Origin of the sequence: Dermacoccus sp. NHGro5 (assembly GCF_017565385.1) — a bacterium.
Classification (GTDB): domain Bacteria; phylum Actinomycetota; class Actinomycetes; order Actinomycetales; family Dermatophilaceae; genus Dermacoccus; species Dermacoccus nishinomiyaensis.
The window spans coordinates 1-16,960 of record NZ_JAGEKQ010000032.1; the positions used below are offsets into that span (position 1 = coordinate 1).

At 69.9% G+C, this 16,960-nt stretch carries 16 protein-coding genes; 4 read left to right on the top strand and 12 right to left on the bottom strand.

All coding sequences use genetic code 11. The annotated features are described in order from the left end of the window. Positions 1-108: 108 nt before the first annotated feature. A complete protein-coding gene (locus J4Z35_RS11950) occupies positions 109-642 on the bottom strand; it encodes an isochorismatase family protein (protein WP_208065591.1) in 534 nt (177 codons plus the stop codon). A gap of 207 nt (positions 643-849) precedes the next feature. On the opposite strand from J4Z35_RS11950, the gene J4Z35_RS11955 reads away from it, so the two are divergent. The 4 genes from J4Z35_RS11955 (at position 850) to J4Z35_RS11970 (ending at position 4,527) form a co-directional block, all read left to right on the top strand. Then, the gene (locus tag J4Z35_RS11955) at positions 850-2,379 is read left to right on the top strand and encodes an AMP-binding protein (protein WP_208065592.1); all 1,530 of its coding nucleotides are present in this window, start codon (positions 850-852) and stop codon (positions 2,377-2,379) included. Between the two features lie 54 nt (positions 2,380-2,433). Continuing rightward, positions 2,434-3,195: an SDR family oxidoreductase gene (locus tag J4Z35_RS11960; RefSeq protein WP_006946150.1), complete on the top strand. Its 762-nt coding sequence runs from the start codon at positions 2,434-2,436 to the stop codon at positions 3,193-3,195. Between the two features lie 106 nt (positions 3,196-3,301). Beyond that, the gene (gene fabG, locus J4Z35_RS11965; protein ID WP_006946283.1) at positions 3,302-4,054 is read left to right on the top strand and encodes a 3-oxoacyl-ACP reductase FabG; all 753 of its coding nucleotides are present in this window, start codon (positions 3,302-3,304) and stop codon (positions 4,052-4,054) included. Positions 4,055-4,074: 20 nt separating this feature from the next. Continuing rightward, a complete protein-coding gene (locus tag J4Z35_RS11970) occupies positions 4,075-4,527 on the top strand; it encodes a MaoC family dehydratase (RefSeq protein ID WP_038567023.1) in 453 nt (150 codons plus the stop codon). Between the two features lie 103 nt (positions 4,528-4,630). Here J4Z35_RS11970 and J4Z35_RS11975 read toward each other — a convergent pair whose 3' ends face one another. The 11 genes from J4Z35_RS11975 to J4Z35_RS12025 form a co-directional block, all read right to left on the bottom strand. Further along, positions 4,631-5,014, bottom strand: a complete 384-nt coding sequence (locus J4Z35_RS11975) for a hypothetical protein (RefSeq protein WP_208065593.1) — start codon at positions 5,012-5,014, stop codon at positions 4,631-4,633. Between the two features lie 38 nt (positions 5,015-5,052). Further along, on the bottom strand, positions 5,053-7,836 hold the full coding sequence (pepN, locus tag J4Z35_RS11980; RefSeq protein ID WP_208065594.1) for an aminopeptidase N: 2,784 nt from the start codon (positions 7,834-7,836) through the stop codon (positions 5,053-5,055). A 62-nt stretch (positions 7,837-7,898) separates the two neighbouring features. Then, positions 7,899-9,416, bottom strand: a complete 1,518-nt coding sequence (locus tag J4Z35_RS11985; protein WP_208065595.1) for a proton-conducting transporter membrane subunit — start codon at positions 9,414-9,416, stop codon at positions 7,899-7,901. After that, positions 9,413-11,095, bottom strand: a complete 1,683-nt coding sequence (locus tag J4Z35_RS11990) for an NADH-quinone oxidoreductase subunit M (RefSeq protein ID WP_208065596.1) — start codon at positions 11,093-11,095, stop codon at positions 9,413-9,415. The genes J4Z35_RS11985 and J4Z35_RS11990 overlap by 4 nt, the downstream gene beginning before the upstream one ends. Further along, the gene (locus J4Z35_RS11995) at positions 11,092-13,068 is read right to left on the bottom strand and encodes an NADH-quinone oxidoreductase subunit L (RefSeq protein WP_208065597.1); all 1,977 of its coding nucleotides are present in this window, start codon (positions 13,066-13,068) and stop codon (positions 11,092-11,094) included. Before J4Z35_RS11995 ends, J4Z35_RS11990 begins: the two co-directional genes overlap by 4 nt. Next, entirely contained in the window at positions 13,065-13,511 is a 447-nt protein-coding gene (gene nuoK / locus J4Z35_RS12000) for an NADH-quinone oxidoreductase subunit NuoK (protein WP_208065598.1), read from the bottom strand. The genes J4Z35_RS11995 and nuoK overlap by 4 nt, the downstream gene beginning before the upstream one ends. Continuing rightward, positions 13,508-14,020 (bottom strand): NADH-quinone oxidoreductase subunit J, encoded by a 513-nt coding sequence (locus J4Z35_RS12005; protein WP_208065599.1) that lies wholly within the window; start codon positions 14,018-14,020, stop codon positions 13,508-13,510. Before J4Z35_RS12005 ends, nuoK begins: the two co-directional genes overlap by 4 nt. Positions 14,021-14,114: 94 nt before the next feature. After that, positions 14,115-14,750, bottom strand: coding sequence for an NADH-quinone oxidoreductase subunit I (locus tag J4Z35_RS12010; protein ID WP_208065600.1), 636 nt, complete (start codon positions 14,748-14,750; stop codon positions 14,115-14,117). Further along, positions 14,747-15,703, bottom strand: coding sequence for a complex I subunit 1 family protein (locus J4Z35_RS12015; protein WP_115297088.1), 957 nt, complete (start codon positions 15,701-15,703; stop codon positions 14,747-14,749). Before J4Z35_RS12015 ends, J4Z35_RS12010 begins: the two co-directional genes overlap by 4 nt. Then, a complete protein-coding gene (locus J4Z35_RS12020; RefSeq protein WP_038567011.1) occupies positions 15,700-16,269 on the bottom strand; it encodes an NADH-quinone oxidoreductase subunit C in 570 nt (189 codons plus the stop codon). Before J4Z35_RS12020 ends, J4Z35_RS12015 begins: the two co-directional genes overlap by 4 nt. Beyond that, the gene (locus J4Z35_RS12025; protein WP_239304127.1) at positions 16,266-16,895 is read right to left on the bottom strand and encodes an NADH-quinone oxidoreductase subunit B; all 630 of its coding nucleotides are present in this window, start codon (positions 16,893-16,895) and stop codon (positions 16,266-16,268) included. The genes J4Z35_RS12020 and J4Z35_RS12025 overlap by 4 nt, the downstream gene beginning before the upstream one ends. Positions 16,896-16,960 lie beyond the last annotated feature (65 nt).

Sequence of the window (16,960 nt, forward strand, 5' to 3'; positions counted from 1 at the left end):
GATCGCCATGGCCCTCGACCGTAGGTGAGCGTCCGGCGAAGGGTTATGGAGGTTCGTGCTACCCAGAGCACGAACCTCCACAACCCTCGTGGGAGCGGCTGCCACCCGTCAGGCGAACGCGTCGGCGGCTGTCGTCGTCGAGCCCACCGCGTCAGGCTGCTTCGTCCAGGACGCTTGGGCGTTGAGGACGCGGATGGCTTCGTCCGGGCCGTAGGGCAGGCCATGTTCGCGCATGTCGGCGGTCGTGTGCGCGTCTTCGACGAGCGTCATGTCGTAGCCGCGGTGGATGCCGCCGTAGAACGTCGAGCGGATGCAGGCGTCGGTCTGAGCGCCGCAGAGGACGATGCGCTTCACGCCGCGCTCCTGCAGACGTTCGGGGAGGTCGGTCTCGACGAACGCATCACCCCACGTCTTGTGGACGACCGGTTCGTCAGGTGCCGGAACGAGCTGCGCGACGGTCTGCCACTCGTCGCTGTCACGCGGCATCCCCGGGTCGGAGTGCTGCACCCAGATGACGGGCACACCCTGCTCACGCGCCCGATCGACGAGCGATGAGATCTTCGCGACGACGTCGTCGCTGTTGACGGATTCGGCCATGACATCGTTCTGCACATCGACGACGAGAAGTGCTGTTTCGCTCATGCAGTCAGCCTAGGTGGCCCCGGTGACAACGCTGCCCGGACGTCCCACTTCATGTCAGGTGGCGCCATGTGGGGAAGTCATCAGGCCTGACGGGCAGTGCGCAGGACAACGCCATCCAGTTGTTGAGCAATGCTCAACAAGATGCCCCAGGAGCGTTGTCGGTGTGGTGTGATGTGATGCACAGCACAATCAACGTCTGGAGTGCACATGTCCGAGCTGCCCCTCGTCTCCACCACGCTCTCCCTCGCCAGCGTGCTCGCCGAACCGGCGCGCCGCACCCCTGACGCTCTTGCCCTGATCGAGGGCGAGCGTCGACTCACGTACGCGGAGGTCTGGCGCGAGGCGCGCACGGTCGCCGCGCAACTCATCGCGGACGGCGTCACGCCCGGCGACCGCGTCGCGCTGCTGGCGCCCAACGTCGTCGAGTTCGTCACGAGCTACTACGGCATCCTCGCGGCGGGTGGCGTCGTCGTCCCCGTGCCGACGCTGCTGCAAGGGCGCGAGGCCGCCTACCTCCTGGAGACGGCCGAGGTGAGCCGCCTGCTCCACCACCCGGCTGTCGCGGCGACGGCGACGAAGGCGTCGGAGATCACCGGCGTCCCCGCGGTCGACATCGCGACGTACGCGGCCAGCGCCGAACCCATCAGCAACTTCGTGGCACGCGAGCCGCTCGACCCCGCCGTCATCTTCTTCACGAGCGGCACGACGGGCAAGCCCAAGGGTGCGATCCTCACCCATCTCAACCTGGTGATGAACTGCACGGTCAGCGCGTTCGACGGCAACGGCGTCGCGGCGGGCGCCGTCGTCCTGGGGTGCCTGCCGTTGTTCCACATCTTCGGTCAGTCCGTCTCGCTCAACGCGGCGTTCCGGCGCAGCGTCACCGTCGTCCTGCAGCCGCGTTTCGACGCGACGGAGGCGCTGCGCCTCATGAACGCCGAGGGCGTGACGATGATCTACGCCGTCCCGACGATGTACATCCAGCTCCTCAAGGCAGTCGGCGAGCACCCCGAGATCCCCGTCCCGCAGCTCGCCGATGCCATCAGCGGCGGCGCGTCGCTGCCCGTAGCCGTGCTCGAGAAGTTCGAGAGGGTGTTCTCGACGAAGATCCACGAGGGCTACGGCCTCAGCGAGACCTCGCCGTCGATCACGTCGAACCAGGAGGCGCTCGGCGTCGAACCGGGCACCGTCGGACACGCGCTGTGGGGCATCGACATGGGCATCGCCGACCTGACGGTGCCCGAACGCGTCGAGCTGCTGCCGCCGGGCGAACGCGGCGAGGTCGTCTGCCGCGGCCACGCCATCTTCGCCGGCTACTGGAACAACCCGGCCGCGAGCGCCGAAGCCCTGCAGGACGGATGGTTCCGCACCGGCGACATCGGCATCCAGGACGAGACGGGGCGGATGCGCATCGTCGACCGAACGAAGGATCTCGTCATCCGCGGCGGGTACAACGTCTACCCGCGCGAGGTCGAGGAGACGCTGATGCGCTATGACGGCGTCGCGCAGGTCGCCGTGATCGGCGTGCCCGACGAGCAGTACGGCGAGGAGATCATGGCCGTCGTCGTGCCGTCCGACGACGCTGCGCTCGACGCTGAGACGCTCGTCGCCTGGAGCCGAGAGCAGCTCGGATCGCACAAGTACCCGCGCCGCGTCGACATCGTCGAGGCGCTGCCGCTCGGGCCGAGCATGAAGGTGCTCAAGCGCGAACTTCGCACGAGGTACGCCGAAGGGGCATAGTGTTGTTGAGCAACGCTCAATAGCGTTGCGTGCGTCTTTCGAGAGGAATGCTTCATGACTGCACAGGCCAGCCGCTTCACTGGCAAGGTCGCGATCGTCACCGGCGCGAGCCGCGGGATCGGCCTCGCCATCGCCCAGCGCTTCGTCGACGAGGGCGCGAACGTCATCATCACCGCGCGCGGCCAGGAGACGCTCGATGCGGCCGTCGCGCAGCTCGGCGACGCGGCCGTCGCCGTCGCCGGCAAAGCGCAGGACAAGGCGCACCAGGACGAGGTCGTGCGCACCGCGATGGAGCGCTGGGGCCGCATCGACGTGCTCGTCAACAACACGGGCATCAACCCCGTCTACGGCGGCCTCATGGACCTCGACGACGACGCGGCGCGCAAGATCGCCGACGTCAACCTGCTCGCGACGCTGTCGTGGACGCGCGCCGTCTGGAACGCGTGGATGAAGGACAACGGCGGCTCGGTCGTCAACCTCGCGAGCATCGCCGGGCTGCGCGCCGCACCCGGCATCGCGTTCTACGGCGTGACGAAGGCCGGCGTCATCCACATGACGGAGGAGCTCGCCGCCGAACTCGGCCCGAAGGTGCGCGTCAACGCCGTCGCCCCCGCCGTCGTCAAGACCGACTTCGCGAAGGCCCTGTACGAGGGACGCGAGGAATCCGTCGCCAAGCCCTACCCGCTCAAGCGCCTCGGCGCGCCGGAGGACATCGCGGGGCCCGTCGCGTTCCTCGCCTCCGACGACGCCGCGTGGATGACGGGCCAGACGCTCGTCGTCGACGGCGGCATCACCGTCACCGGCGGGCTCGTCTGAGACCTGCTGCCGGCTACTGCTGGCCGTCGCTGTTTGCGTGCACGTGCACGCGAGTAGATGAGCCACGAAACCTGAACGACCCCCCGCTCCACGAAAGGACTTCCCCATGACCCAGCGAACCGCCATCGTCACCGGAGCCGCGCGCGGCATCGGCGCCGCCGTCGCCAAGCGCCTCGCTGCGGACGGCATGAAGGTCGCCGTCCTCGACCTCGACGAATCCGCTTGCGCGGCAACGGTCGAGGCCATCAAGACCGCCGGCGGCGACGCCCTGGCCGTCGGCTGCGATGTCGCCGATGAGGAGAGCGTCAAGGGCGCCGTCGCCCGCGTTGCCGACGAGCTCGGCGCGCCGACCGTCCTCGTCAACAACGCCGGCATCCTGCGCGACAACCTGCTGTTCAAGATGTCGGCCGACGACTGGGACATGGTGATGAACGTGCACCTGCGCGGCTCGTTCCTCATGTCGCGCGAGTGCCAGGCGCACATGACGAAGGAGGGTTTCGGCCGCATCGTCAACCTGTCGTCGAGCTCCGCGCTCGGCAACCGCGGCCAGGCGAACTACTCGGCCGCGAAGGCGGGGCTGCAGGGCTTCACGAAGACGCTCGCCATCGAGCTCGGTAAGTTCGGCGTGACGGCGAATGCCATCGCCCCGGGCTTCATCGAGACGGACATGACGGCGGCGACGGCCGAGCGCGTCGGCGTGCCGTTCGAGGACTTCATCAAGGGCGCCGCCGAGATGACGGCCGTCAAGAAGGCCGGCCAGCCCGACGACATCGCCAACGCGGCGTCGTTCTTCTGCGACGAGCGCTCCGGGTACGTCTCCGGGCAGGTGCTGTACGTCGCCGGCGGACCGCTCTGCTGAACCGGGACGAGGAGAACACCATGCGAACGTTCAACGGACTCGACGAACTCAAGACGGCTGTCGGCGAGCATCTCGGCACGAGCGAGTGGCACGAGATCACGCAGAAGATGGTCGACCAGTTCGCGGACGCCACCGGCGACCACCAGTGGATCCACGTCGACCCCGAACGCGCCAAGAGCGGCCCGTTCGGCACGACCATCGCGCACGGCTACCTGACGTTGTCGCTCGCGCCGATGCTGTCGTCGGAGATCTGGACGATCGAAGGCATCACGATGGCCGTCAACTACGGCTCGAACAAGGTGCGCTTCACGCAGCCCGTGCCCGTGGGGTCGCGGGTGCGCGGCAGCATCGTGCTCGACAGCGTCGACGAGAGCCCCAAGGGCGCCCAGGTCGCCATGACGCTGACCGTCGAGATCGAGGGTCAAGAGCGACCCGCGTGCGTCGCGCAGACGCTGAGCGTCATCGTGCCCTGACGATCGGCGCCGCTGCGCTCGTGTTCGAGCGCGCACGATGGCGGGTGACTCACGAGGTGGAGGGCAGTTTCGAACCAACCAGTGAGTTACCCGCCATCGTGCGTCAGGCCTGCGATTCGTCGGTCCCGGGGTCGATGAACGCGGCCCGGATTCTGCGGGACTCCTCGTCCCCCAGCCACTCAAGCGCATAGATCAGGGCGGGGCGACCGCCCTGCCTGACCCCTGTCCACTCGCCTCGGGCCCACTGTTCGGTCTCGGCCTCGATTGCCTCGCCGTCACTCAGCCAGATGTCTGTGCACACTCCGTCCGGCAGGTCGAGCCACAGAATCGCGTTCTCGTAGGGTGTCGACCAGCATCGCCACCACAGATGACCACTCTCGAGCGTGGCGAGGCGAACCGATTCGACGTACAGAACTCCTGAGCGACCATCGGGCAACGTGGCACGCGCCGCGCGATCGCGAAACGGGTCGAGACGCGGATCGGGCATGAACCCCGTCTCGAGATCGGGCTTCCGGAGCAGCCCCATCAGCCCTCGACGAACGCGGCGCGTGAGGCGAGGACCTCACGCACGAGGGCCTGCTGGTCGACGACGGCACGGCGTACCGATGCGGGCAGGTCGCGCTCGAGCATGCGGCGGGCCTCGACGTCGAGTTCCTCGCTCGCGAGCGCGGTCGGGAACGCGAGCGACGCGACGCGGGCGAGGGCGTCCTCACCCACCCAGGCGCGCATCGCAGGGACGTCGCTGACGTAGCGCTCGATGTACGGCGCGAGCGTGGCCTCGTCGTCGGCCGACCAGAAACCGCTCGCCAGGGCGTTCATCTCGTAGTTGCTGTGCGCGGGAGCGTCAGCGGTGGGGGCGGCCGTCAGCTCCTCCCAGGCCCATTCCTTCGCCTCGGCAGTCGGGAACGAGGCGCGGGCGGTGAGATAGCCGAGCTGACCCGGCATCGTCTCGTCAGCCGCGAGGGCAGCGTCGAGCTCGGCGATCGTCACGGCGTCGAGCTGTGCGAGGCGACGCGCCACGCGCCACCGGAACGGTGCGTCACCGTCGAGCCCCGCCGGCAGGCCCTCCCCCGCGAACCAGGGACGCAGACGCTCGGCGTCGCCCGTCGAGGCGACGAGACGCGCCCCCGCGAGGAGGCGGGGATCGTCGACGGCATTGACCTGTGCGCCCGAGGACGCACCGGCCGAAGTCGATGACGGTGCGCCGGCAGGGCTCAGCGAAGATGCGCCGGCAGCGCTCGACGACGGGCTGGCAGTGCTCGTCGAGGACGCCACTGACATGGCCCTCGTCGAAGAATCCGATGCCGCAGCCATGAGCTGCTCCCCCACCGCGGCGAGACGTGCCGCAGCGTCCGAACGCTCAGGCCACGGCATGAAGCGTCCGACGACCTGCCCCAGGGCCACGCCGACGGCGACGTCGAGCACGGGCATCTGCGTCTCGGCCGGCAGCGCGCCCTCGGCGATGGCGAGCACCTGCTGCGGGGAGACGACAGCCGTCGCGAGGCCGTGGGCGAGTGCCGTCCAGATCATGCCGCGCGTGGTTGCGTCGGCGATGCCGGGCAGTGCGGTCGGCAGCGCAGCGAGGGTCGCGGCGTCGAACTCGACGCCCGCCCACGTCAGGTCACCGGCGTTCGGGATGATGGCGGCGACCTGCTCACCGCGCGCCATCGCTCCGCTCACCTCGGGAAGGTCGACGCGGCCCGCAGCGCCCGTCAGGTCGTCGACGGCGACGAGGGCGCCGTCGGCTGAATGGGCGCTCACGCGGAGGGTGTGCGTGCGCTCGGCAGGCCACTGCGTGTTGGCCTCGATGACGAGGTGGGGCGCGCTCGTCGTGTCAGCCGCGGCGGAGGCATCGTGATCCAAGGGAGCGGACGCAGCCGGGTCGCGGGCGTCGTCGAGCGTGCGGGTGGTACGTGCTGCGTCATCGGCACCCTCGGTCACCACACCGCGGGCCGCGCCGACGAACCCGTCGACGCGGAGGGTGTCCATGCCGGCCGTCTCGAGCCACGCGGCGGCCCATCGCGTCAGGTCGGTGCCGGAGGCCTCTTCGAGGGAGGCGAGGAAGTCGGCGAGCGTCGCGTTCGCGAACGCGTGCCGCTGCAGGTGCAGTCGAACGCCTGCGATGAACGCGTCGTCACCGATGTGGTGGATGAGCTGACGCAGCACCGCCGAACCCTTGGCGTAGGAGATGCCGTCGAAGTTCTGCAGCGCCGTGTCGGTGTCGGGCGCGGGCGCGCCCGCGACGGGGTGCGTCGACGGCGACCGCTCCGCCGCGTAACCCCGTGCCTTGCGGCCGGCGGCGACGTCGACCCACGCGTCGTCGAACTCGGTGGCCGCGACGAGCGTGCGGTTGGCCATGTACTCGGCGAACGACTCGTTGAGCCACAGGTCGTCCCACCACTGCATCGTCACGAGGTCGCCGAACCACATGTGCGCCATCTCGTGGCTGATCGTGTTGGCGCGCGACAGGTGCTCGGTGCGGCTCGCGGCGCCGGTGAAGACGAGCTGGTCGCGGAACGTCACGCACCCCGGGTTCTCCATCGCGCCCGCGTTGAACTCAGGAACGAACACCTGGTGGTACTCGCCGAACGGGTATCGGATGCCGAACAGCTGGTGGTAGTAGTCGAACGACTCGCGCGTCACGGTGAGCATCTCGTCGGCCTGCGCCTCGAGCCGGTCGCGCAACGAGGCGCGCGCGTGCAGCGCAAGGGGAATGCCGTCGTGCTCAGCCGTGACGGTGGCGAAGGGGCCGGCGCAGACGGTGACGAAATACGTCGCGAGCGGTTTCGTCGTCGCAGCGCGCCAGAGCTGCGGCTCGACCTCGCGCATGGCGCCGTTGGCGACGACCGTCCACCCCTGCGGGGCGCGCACGGTGACGTCGTACGGCGCCTTGAGGTCGGGCTGGTCGAAGCAGGCGTAGACGCGCGATGCCGCGTCCATGAACAGGTGGCCGTAAACGTAGTCGTTGCTGTCGGCGGGGTCGGTGGCCCGGTGCAGGCCCTGCCCGTCGCGCCCGTACGTCATGCGCGCGGTGACGACGAGTTCGTTGCGCTCGGCGAGATCGTCGAGGCGCAGGCGACGACCGTCGAGGGCCGTGGTGACGTCGAGGTCACGCCCGTTGAGCGACGCTGACAGCAGCTCGTCGGGGTCGAGGTCGACGAACGTCGACGCTCCGGCCTGCGCGTCGAACGTCAGCGTCGTCGTCGAACCGAACGTGCGGGGCCCCGCGTCGAGATCGAGGTCGATGCGGTAGGCCGTCGGATGCACGATCGCGGCTCGTGCTTGCGCTTCGTCACGCGTCAGAGTCATGCTGCCATCCTGCCAGCCCAGGGTGTGCCGCAGGTGGAACGCGGTTACCGACGGCGCGGGCCTCAGAAGAAGCGCAGCAGCAACGACGGCAGGATGCTCGTCGCGACGAGCACGAGCGCCATCAGCGCGATGACGACGCGGTGGCCGCGCGTCGTGACGACCAACGGCGAGGCCGCCGCGCCTGCGGACGTACCCACGACGGTCGCGCCCGCCCCCTCGACGGAGTCAGCGGCCGGCGCATCGGATGCGTCGCCCGTCGCGTCACCGATCGGCACGAACATCGCGACGATCCAGCGCAGGTACACCGCCACGCCGAGCAGCGTGTTGAGCACCGCGAACCCGAGCAGCCACCACGAGTGGTCGACGGCGACGGGTTTCATCGCGACGACCTTCGCGACGACACCGACGATGCTCGGCGGCAACCCGGCGAGCGCGAGCAGGCCGAGCGCCATCGCCGCCGCACTCAGCGGATGCGAGCGGAACATGCCGCGCAGCGAGTCGATCTGCACTGCCCGGCCGGGCCGCTCGAACGCGGCGAGGACGACGAACACCGCGGCCGTGCCCAGCGTGTAGAGCGCAAGATACTGTGCGGCTGCATGCGTCGAACCGGCCGAGACGCTCGTGAGCGGCAGCAGCACCCAACCGGCCTGCGCAACCGTCGACCACGCCATGAGACGCAGCAGATCGACCTGACGCAGCGCCATGACGTTGCCGAGCGTCATCGACAACGCCGCGATGATGCCGAGGGCCGTCTGCGCCGGCGAACCGAGCGCGGACGCCGCCGACACGACGACGAGCATCGCGCCGAGCGCGCCCACCTTGGACGTCGTCGCGAGGAACGCCGCGACCCACGTGCCGGACCCCGCGAACGCCTCCGGCGTCCAAGCGTGGAACGGCGCGAGCGACAGCTTGAAACCCACACCGGCGAGCACGAGCATCATCGCGACGACGGCGAGCGGCTTGCGGGCCGGGTCGGCGAACGCCGTGATGACGGCGTCACCGCTCATCGCGATGGTGCCCGTCGCAGCAAACCACAACGCACACCCCAGCGCGAGCACGGCGAACGACGCGAGCGCCGTGACGAGCAACGTCAACGCACCGTGCGCGGCCGCCCGGCCACCACGCAACGCGACGAGGGCGATGCTCGGCAGCGTCGCGAGTTCGAGGAGCACGAGCCACGATGCGAGGTCTCGCGCGGCGACGACGCCGACGCATCCGGCCGTCGCGGACAGCACGAGCATGGCGCGCACCGCGGCGCGTTGAGGGGACGTCGGACGCACCGGCTCGAGCGCCGCGAGCACGACGACGACGAGCGCCGAGACGAGCGCCAACCCCACGAGGCCCGTACCCGGCGCGTCGAGACGCCACCAGCATTGCCCGCCGGAGCACAACGTCGCCACGTGCCCTCGGCGCCCCGCGACGACGAGGGCACCCAACGCACCGACCAGACCGAGAGCCGCGATGATCCACGGCAACCGCGCCTTGGCGTGGAAGACCACGTCGACGAGCAGCACGAGAAGCGCCGCGACCATCGGCGCGGCAGCCGGTGCGAGGGCGAGAGCGTCGACGGAGATCTTCACTTGACGCCTCCCAGCAGCGTGACGAGCTCGTCGTTCATGAGATGCATGAGGGGGCTCGGGACGAGACCGAGGGCGATCGTCGCGAGCGTCAGCACGCCGATCGCGAGCCACTCCGCGCCCGTGACGCGCTGCATGGCCGCGGCGCCGTCGGCCGATGAAGCGGTGGCCGTTGACGCGGTGGCCGACGCGTCATCGGACGTGTCGTCGAACGCCGTCGCGCCGAACGCACTCGCACCGGCCGACTTCGCGCCGAGCTCGGTCTTCGTCGCGCCAGGCTGTGCCGCCGCGTCAGACGCAGCGTTCGCAGTCGCCCGACGGGCGTCATCGACAGCCGCGCGACGAGCGTCGTCGTCGAGGTCGCCGGCCCAGACGGCGCGCAATACGCGTGCGCCGTAGACGGCGGCGAGCACGGCGCCGAGGGCGGCGAGGGCCGTCAGCACGTGGAACAGGGTGTTGGGTCGTGACGGCGCATCCCACGCCGCGAAGAGTGCGAGGATTTCGCCCCAGAAACCGGCGAGCCCGGGCAGCCCGAACGCAGCGGCGACCCCGACGACCAGGGCGAACCCGAGTCGCGGATCGGTGTCACGCAATCCGAGCGCGGGTGCGTCGACGTCGACCGACCCGCGGCGCGCCTTCAGCGCACCGACGATCGCGAACAGCAGCGCCGAGATGACACCGTGCGCGATGTTGCCGTAGAGCGCGGCACCGAAACCGATGACCTGCCCGGCCGCGAGCGCCAGCATGACGAAACCCATGTGCGCGATCGACGACCACGCGACGAGACGTTTGAGGTCGCGTTCGACGAGACAGACGAGGCCACCGACGATGATGCCGGCGACCGCCAGGATCGCGATGATCGGCGCGATGCGGCGCCATGCGTCCGGCATCGGCAGCGCGACGAGACGGACGAAACCGTACGTGCCCAGCTTCAGCAGCACGGCGGCGAGCATCATCGAACCGGCAGTCGGTGCCGCCGTGTGAGCGCGCGGCAGCCACGCGTGCACGCCGAGCAGCGGCACCTTGACGGCGAGGCCGACGCTGATGAGCGTCGCGGCGACGAGCGTCGTCGTGAACGGCAGGTGGTGTGCGGCCGCCGTCAGGTGGTCCAGGTCGCTCGTGCCGGTCGCGGCGACGAGCACGAGCAGCCCCGCGAGCATGAGCATGGAACCACCGACGGTGTAGAGCGCGAACATCCACCCGGCGCGACGACGCTCGGCGGGCGCAGCGTCACCGAAGCGGTCGATGAGCACCCACATCGGCACGAGGGCGACCTCGAAGGCGATGAAGAAGCCGATGACGTCGCGCACCGTGAACGCGGCGACGGCCGCGCCGAGCACGACGAGCAGGCTGCCGTAGAACAGCCCCGGCGTGCCCTTCGGACGCTGACGGGACGACACGGCGACGGCGAGCAGCGTCACCGCTGCGGCGAGCACGACGAGGGGCGCGCTGATGCCGTCGATCGTCAGGTGCAGGCGCAGCCCGATCTGCGGCACCCACGGCCGGTCGACGACGGCGTCCCCCATCGCCGCGGCGAGGCCGGCGACGAGCGATGCAGCCGCGGTCAGGAGGGCGATGCACCAGGCGGCGGTGTGCGACAGCGGACGTCCGAGGCGGTCGGACGCCATGAGGGCGGCGCCGAGACCGAGCGGCAGGGCGCTGGCGAGGAGCAGGGCGATCACCACAACGTCACCCCCACGACCGAGGCGACGACGACGCCGACGATGACCCACGACAGGCCCGTCGAGGGGCGGCGCGTGTGCGGTGCGTCGGCGAGGTCGCCGAGGCGCGCCATGCCGGCGGGCAGCGTGTCGTGCGCTGCGGCGAGACGAAGATCGGTGCCGTGGACGACATGGGCGAACCACACGACCGGCCGCGCCAGCGCGAGGTAGGCACGATCGAGGCCGAACCCGCGCGTGGCGAGCAGCGTCATGCGTCGCGGCAGGCGCCGGGAGGCGTCACCGTAGAGCTGACGCAGCGACATGATGCGCACGACGAGCACCGACGCGAGCACGAGCAGCACGGTGGCCCCCATCATCGGCAGGTTGAGATGCCGGGTGTCGATGTCGATGAGCGGCGTCAGCGCGAGGGCTCCACCGAAGATGCCGCCGAGGGCGAGCACCCACATCATGAACCGCACCATGACGCCGGGGCGCGGCAGCACCTCGTCCTCGTCGTACTCCTCGACGGCGGCGATCTCCTCGCCGTGCTCGTCGACCTCGGGCGAGGTGCGCAGCAGTTCGACGATGTCGACGTCGCGCACGACGTGCGAGTCGTTGAGGACCTGACGTTCACCGCGGCGCTCCAGCGTCGTGCGGTGCTGCAGGATGAGCCAGGCACGCATCGAGTACGCCGCGGTCGCGGCGACGATGAGGAACAGCATGATGAACCCGATGAGCCCTTCGACGTGTCCGTCCGCCTGCGAGCGCGCTGCGTCGTTGATCATCGCATCCTTCGAGACGAACGCGATCGTCGGAGGCAGCCCCGCCATGGTGAACAGCCCCAGGGTCGCCGGAACGAACGTGCGCGGCAGGCGACGCAGCGACCCCGACATGCGACTCGCGAGCGTGCTGCCGATGACGACGTACAGCCAGCCGAGCAGCAAGAACAGCATCGACTTGAAGAAGGCGTGGCCGACGAGGTGGAGCAGCGCGGCGTCGGCCGAGTCACCCGGCGGGACGGCGCCGACGGCCAGCAGCATGAGCCCGACCTGGCTGACGGTCGACCACGCGAGCAACCGCTTGAGGTCGAACTGGCAGAACGCGGCCAGCGCCGCGAGCAGCGACGTCACGCCGGTGACGAGGACGAGCGTCAGGCGGGCTGTCGGTTCAAGTGCGAGCAGCGGCTCGAACTGGGCGAGCACGACGGTGCCGGCGGCGACCATCGTCGCGGCGTGGATGAGCGCGGAGGCGGGCGTCGGGCCCTCCATCGCATCAGGCAGCCAGTCGCTGAACGGCAGCTGTGCCGACTTGCCGAGCACGCCGCAGACGAGGCCGAGCAGGACGGCGAGTCGCAGAGGGCCGTCGATGTGCGTCCACGTGCTGAGGATGTCGCTGATGCGCGTCGTGTGCGCGACCATCGCGAGCGCCGCGAGGCCGACGATGAAGGGCGCGTCTGCGAGGCGGGTGACGACGAAGGCCTTGAACGCTGCGCGGCGGGCCGCAGCGCGCTCGCTCTCGTGGCCGATGAGCAGGTACGAGCACCAGCCCATGACCTCCCAGCCCATCAGCGTGAGCAGCACGTCGTTCGACAGCACGACGAGCACCATCGCTCCAGTGAACAGCGCGACGCTCGAGGCGAACACGCGATAGCGCGGATCGGAGTACAGGTACCAGCGCGCGAAGAGCTGCACCGTCAGTGACACGAGAAGCACGACGGCGACGATGAGCGCGCTCGTCGCGTCGTCGCGCAACTGCAGCGGCACCCGCAGCGTGGGCCCGAGCGGCAGCGCGTCGAGCGTCGTGACGTCCTGCGCCACCCCCGAGCCGAGATGACGTAGCACGAGCCAGACGGACGCGCCGAGCGCCGCGGCCGTCGTCACGGAGGCGAGGACGAAGGCGACGACGTTGCGGCGTCCGAGGACGAACGCCAGCAGCGTGCCGATGAGCGGCAGCGCGAGAGCCGCCTGCGCGAGGTGAGACGTCACGCTCGTCACGAGGTCACCTCCGGCGAGGATGCTGAGGATGCCGGCGACGTGGTCGACGTCGCGGCCGGCGAAGCCGCGGTGGCCGTCGCGCCCGCCTCGCGAGCGCCGCTGTTCTCCCCCGTGACCTCACGCGTGTCGGCGCGCACCTCGTCGGCGTCGAGCCCTTCACCGAGGTCGATGTGGCCGCGCGCCCGGAACGCATACAGGATGATGCCGAGCGCGAGCGTCACCTCGGCGGCGGCGAGGGTGATGACGAACAGGGACATGATCTGGGCGGAGCCGCCTGGATCGGGCAGGATCGCGCTCGTCGTGACGAGCACGAGGTTCGCGGCCGCGAGCACGAGTTCGACACCGATGAGCATGAGCACGGCGTTGCGGCGCGCGAGGATGGCGTAGACACCGGCGCCGGCGAGGATCGAGGCGAGGCCGAACGGCAGCACGAGGTGGATCATCGACCGCCTCCCGAGCGTCGCGAACCGATCATCGCGAGGCCCCCGACGAGGGCGGCGAGCAGGACGAGCGAGACGACCTCGAATGGCCACGCGAACCGGCCGAACAGGTTCTGCGCGAGGTCGGTCGTCGTGCCCGAGTTGATCCGCGCGCCGCGTGTGCCGAACGCCGAGACGAACGCCGAGAACAGCAGACCGCCCGTCGCCGCGGCGATGACGAGGGCGGCCATCCGCGTCATGATGGGCGCGTCGTGGTCGCCGCTGCGCCCGATCGGCGCGCGCGTCAGCATGACGGCGAACAGGACGAGGACGACGACCGCTCCGACGTAGACGAGCAACTGCACGAGCGCGACGAGTTCGGCGCCGAGGACGAGGTAGCAGCCCGACAGCGTTGCGAGGCACACCGTCAGCCACAGTGCGGCGTGGACGATCTGCCGCGTCGTCACCGCACAGATCGCGGACGCGGCGCTGATGAGGCCGAGGCAGGCGAACAGGGCGTCATGGACGGTCATGGTCGCTCCCCCCTGGTCCTGGCTGCCCGGCTGCTGATGGGCGTGTCGGCTTCGGTGTGGCGGGCGGTGGCCCGCGTCGTCGTGGTGCTCGCGTTCACTGCGTCGGCCGACGTCGTTGCACGCGTGCGGGTTTGCTCGCCGCAGCCACCTCGGCGGCCCCGGGTGCGCCGTCGTCGAGGTCGGGCGGCGCGGGGACGGTGCGCATCCACTCGCCGAGCTCGTCCTTCTCCTGCAGCAGGTCGCGGATGTCGTTCGTCGCGTACTCGAACTGGGGGCTCCAGAACAGCGCGTCGAACGGGCAGACCTCGATGCAGATGCCGCAGTACATGCACAGCGAGAAGTCGATGGCGAACCGGTCGACGACGTTGCGCTGACGATCGCGCCCACCGGGCGTCTCGCTCGGCACCGTCTCCTTGTGCGAGTCGATGTAGAGGCACCAGTCGGGGCACTCGCGCGCACACAGCATGCAGGCGGTGCAGTTCTCCTCGAGCAGCGCGATGACGCCGCGGCTGCGCGGCGGCAGGTCGGGCTTGACGTCCGGGTACTGCTGCACGGACGTCTTCTTCGTCATCGTGCGCGCGGTCGTGCGCATCCCGGCGAGCAGGCCGCGGATCGGACCCGCCTCACGCCCGGAGGAGGGCAGCGGGTGGACGTGGCGACCGAGATCGCGCGGGGCGTCGGGAGTCGCGTCGCCCGAGGCGGACGCGTCGTTCTCGTGAGGCTGAGTCATGCGGTGTAGATCACTCCTGCCGCGGTGAGAGCGAGTTGGACGAGTGCGAGCGGGACGAGCACGAACCAGGCGAAACGCTGCAGCTGGTCCTCACGCAGCCGCGGCCAGCTCATGCGCATCCACAAGATGACGAAGGCGACGACGGCCGTCTTGAGCAGCATCCACACGAACCCGAGCGCGCCCTCGAACGGGCCGTTCCACCCGCCGAGGTAGAGCGCGGCGAACAGTGCCGACATCACGACGATGCCTGCGTACTCGCTCAGCAGGAACAGCGCGAAACGCAGGCCGGTGTACTCCGTCATCACGCCCATGACGACCTCTGAGTCGGCGACGGGCATGTCGAACGGCGGGCGTTGCAGCTCGGCCGTCATCGCGACGAGCAGGACGAACGCGCCCGGCAGCTGCCACAGCAACCAGATCGGGTGCCACTCGTGGACGATGCCGGAGATGCTGAGCGAACCCGCAGCCATCGCGAACGACGCGCACGCGAGGATGAGCGGCACCTCGTAGCTGACGAGCTGCGCGGCCGACCGGAACGCGCCGAGCGTCGCGTACTTGTTGCCCGAACCGAACCCTGCCATGAGCGTCGCGACCGTGCCGATGCCGGAGACGGCGAGCACGTAGACGAGCGACGCGGGCAGGTCACCGGCGACGAGGCTCGGCGTGAACGGGATGGCCGCGAGCGCCAGCAGATAGCTGAACATCGACACCGCCGGCGCGAGCTTGAACACGCCCCGGTCAGCGGCGCGGGGCGTCACGTCCTCCTTCTGCGCAAACTTGACGCCATCGGCGACGAGCTGCGCCCACCCGTGAAAACCGCCCGCCTCCATCGGGCCGAGGCGCCCCTGCATGTGCGCCATCACCTTGTGCTCGACCTGGCCGAGCACGAGCGGCAGCACCATGAAACAGGCGAGCACGGCCACGCTGCGCAACGTGACGTCGAGAACGCTCATCGCGGCCCCCACGTGTCGTCGGGGACGCCCGGCGCCATGACCTTGCGGCGCTTCGCCGCTCCCGCGCGAGGGCTCTCACCCTTGGACTCGCCGGGGTCCTTGATGCCCGGCCACTCCTTGCTCGCGCGCGCCGTGAGGACGAACGACTTTCGCAGCGGCGTGCCGATGAACGTCTCGGGCAGCAGCAGCTTGCGCAGACCGGCGCCCGTGCCGTCGTCGAACCCGTCGAAGACGATGCCGAACATCTCGAACGTCTCACGTTCGTGCCATGCCGCGCCGCGCCACAGGCCGGTGAGGCTCGGCGCGTGCGCCGGGTCGTCACCCGAGGCGAGCGGCACCCGTGCGCGCGTCATGACACTCGCGCGCACGCCGGGGACGTCGCCGTCACCGATCTCATAGAGGTGGCTGACGAGGTCGAAACCGGCCGGCTTGTCGGGCAGATCGCGATCGGTCTCGTCGACGGCGGTGACGAAGTCGAAGAACGTGTAGCCGTCGGCGCGGTGCGCTTCATGCGTGGCGATCCACTCGTCGAGCGCGACGTCGACGCGGCGCGGCTCGCGGCTCATGCGTCATCACCGGTCGTGGGGGTGTCGGGTGTCGGGGCGTCGGCCTTGGTGGCGCCCGTCGCCTTCGTCGAGGGGACGTCGTGCCCCGGCTTCGTCACGAGCGGACGCTGGACGGACGCGGCGCTGCGGCGCTTGGTGGAGAACGGGTTGAGGCGCGACAGAATGCTCTCGCCGGTCAGCTTCTCCTGCGCGATCTGGTTCTGCAGCGTGACGATGCCCTGCAGCAGCGCTTCGGGGCGCGGCGGGCAACCGGGCACGTAGACGTCGACGGGCACGAGCTGGTCGACGCCTTTCGTCACGGAGTAAGAATCCCAGTACGGCCCACCGGAGTTCGAACACGCGCCGAAGCTGATGACGTACTTCGGCTCGGGCATCTGGTCGTATAGGCGACGGACGGCGGGCGCCATCTTGTCGGTGACGGTGCCGGAGACGACCATGAGGTCGGCCTGACGTGGGCCCGGCGCGAAGGGGATGACGCCGAGGCGGATGAAGTCGTGGCGCGACATCGAGCCGGCGATGAATTCGATGGCGCAGCAGGCGAGGCCGAAGTTGAACACCCACAGTGAGTAGCGGCGCCCCCAGTTGAGGACGAGCCGCATCGGCTTCGGTGCATGCTCCTGCGCCATGCCGACGTGGGGACGCACCGTCGGCATCGGCAGGTCGACGGCGGGCGCTGCGGTCGCTTCGATCG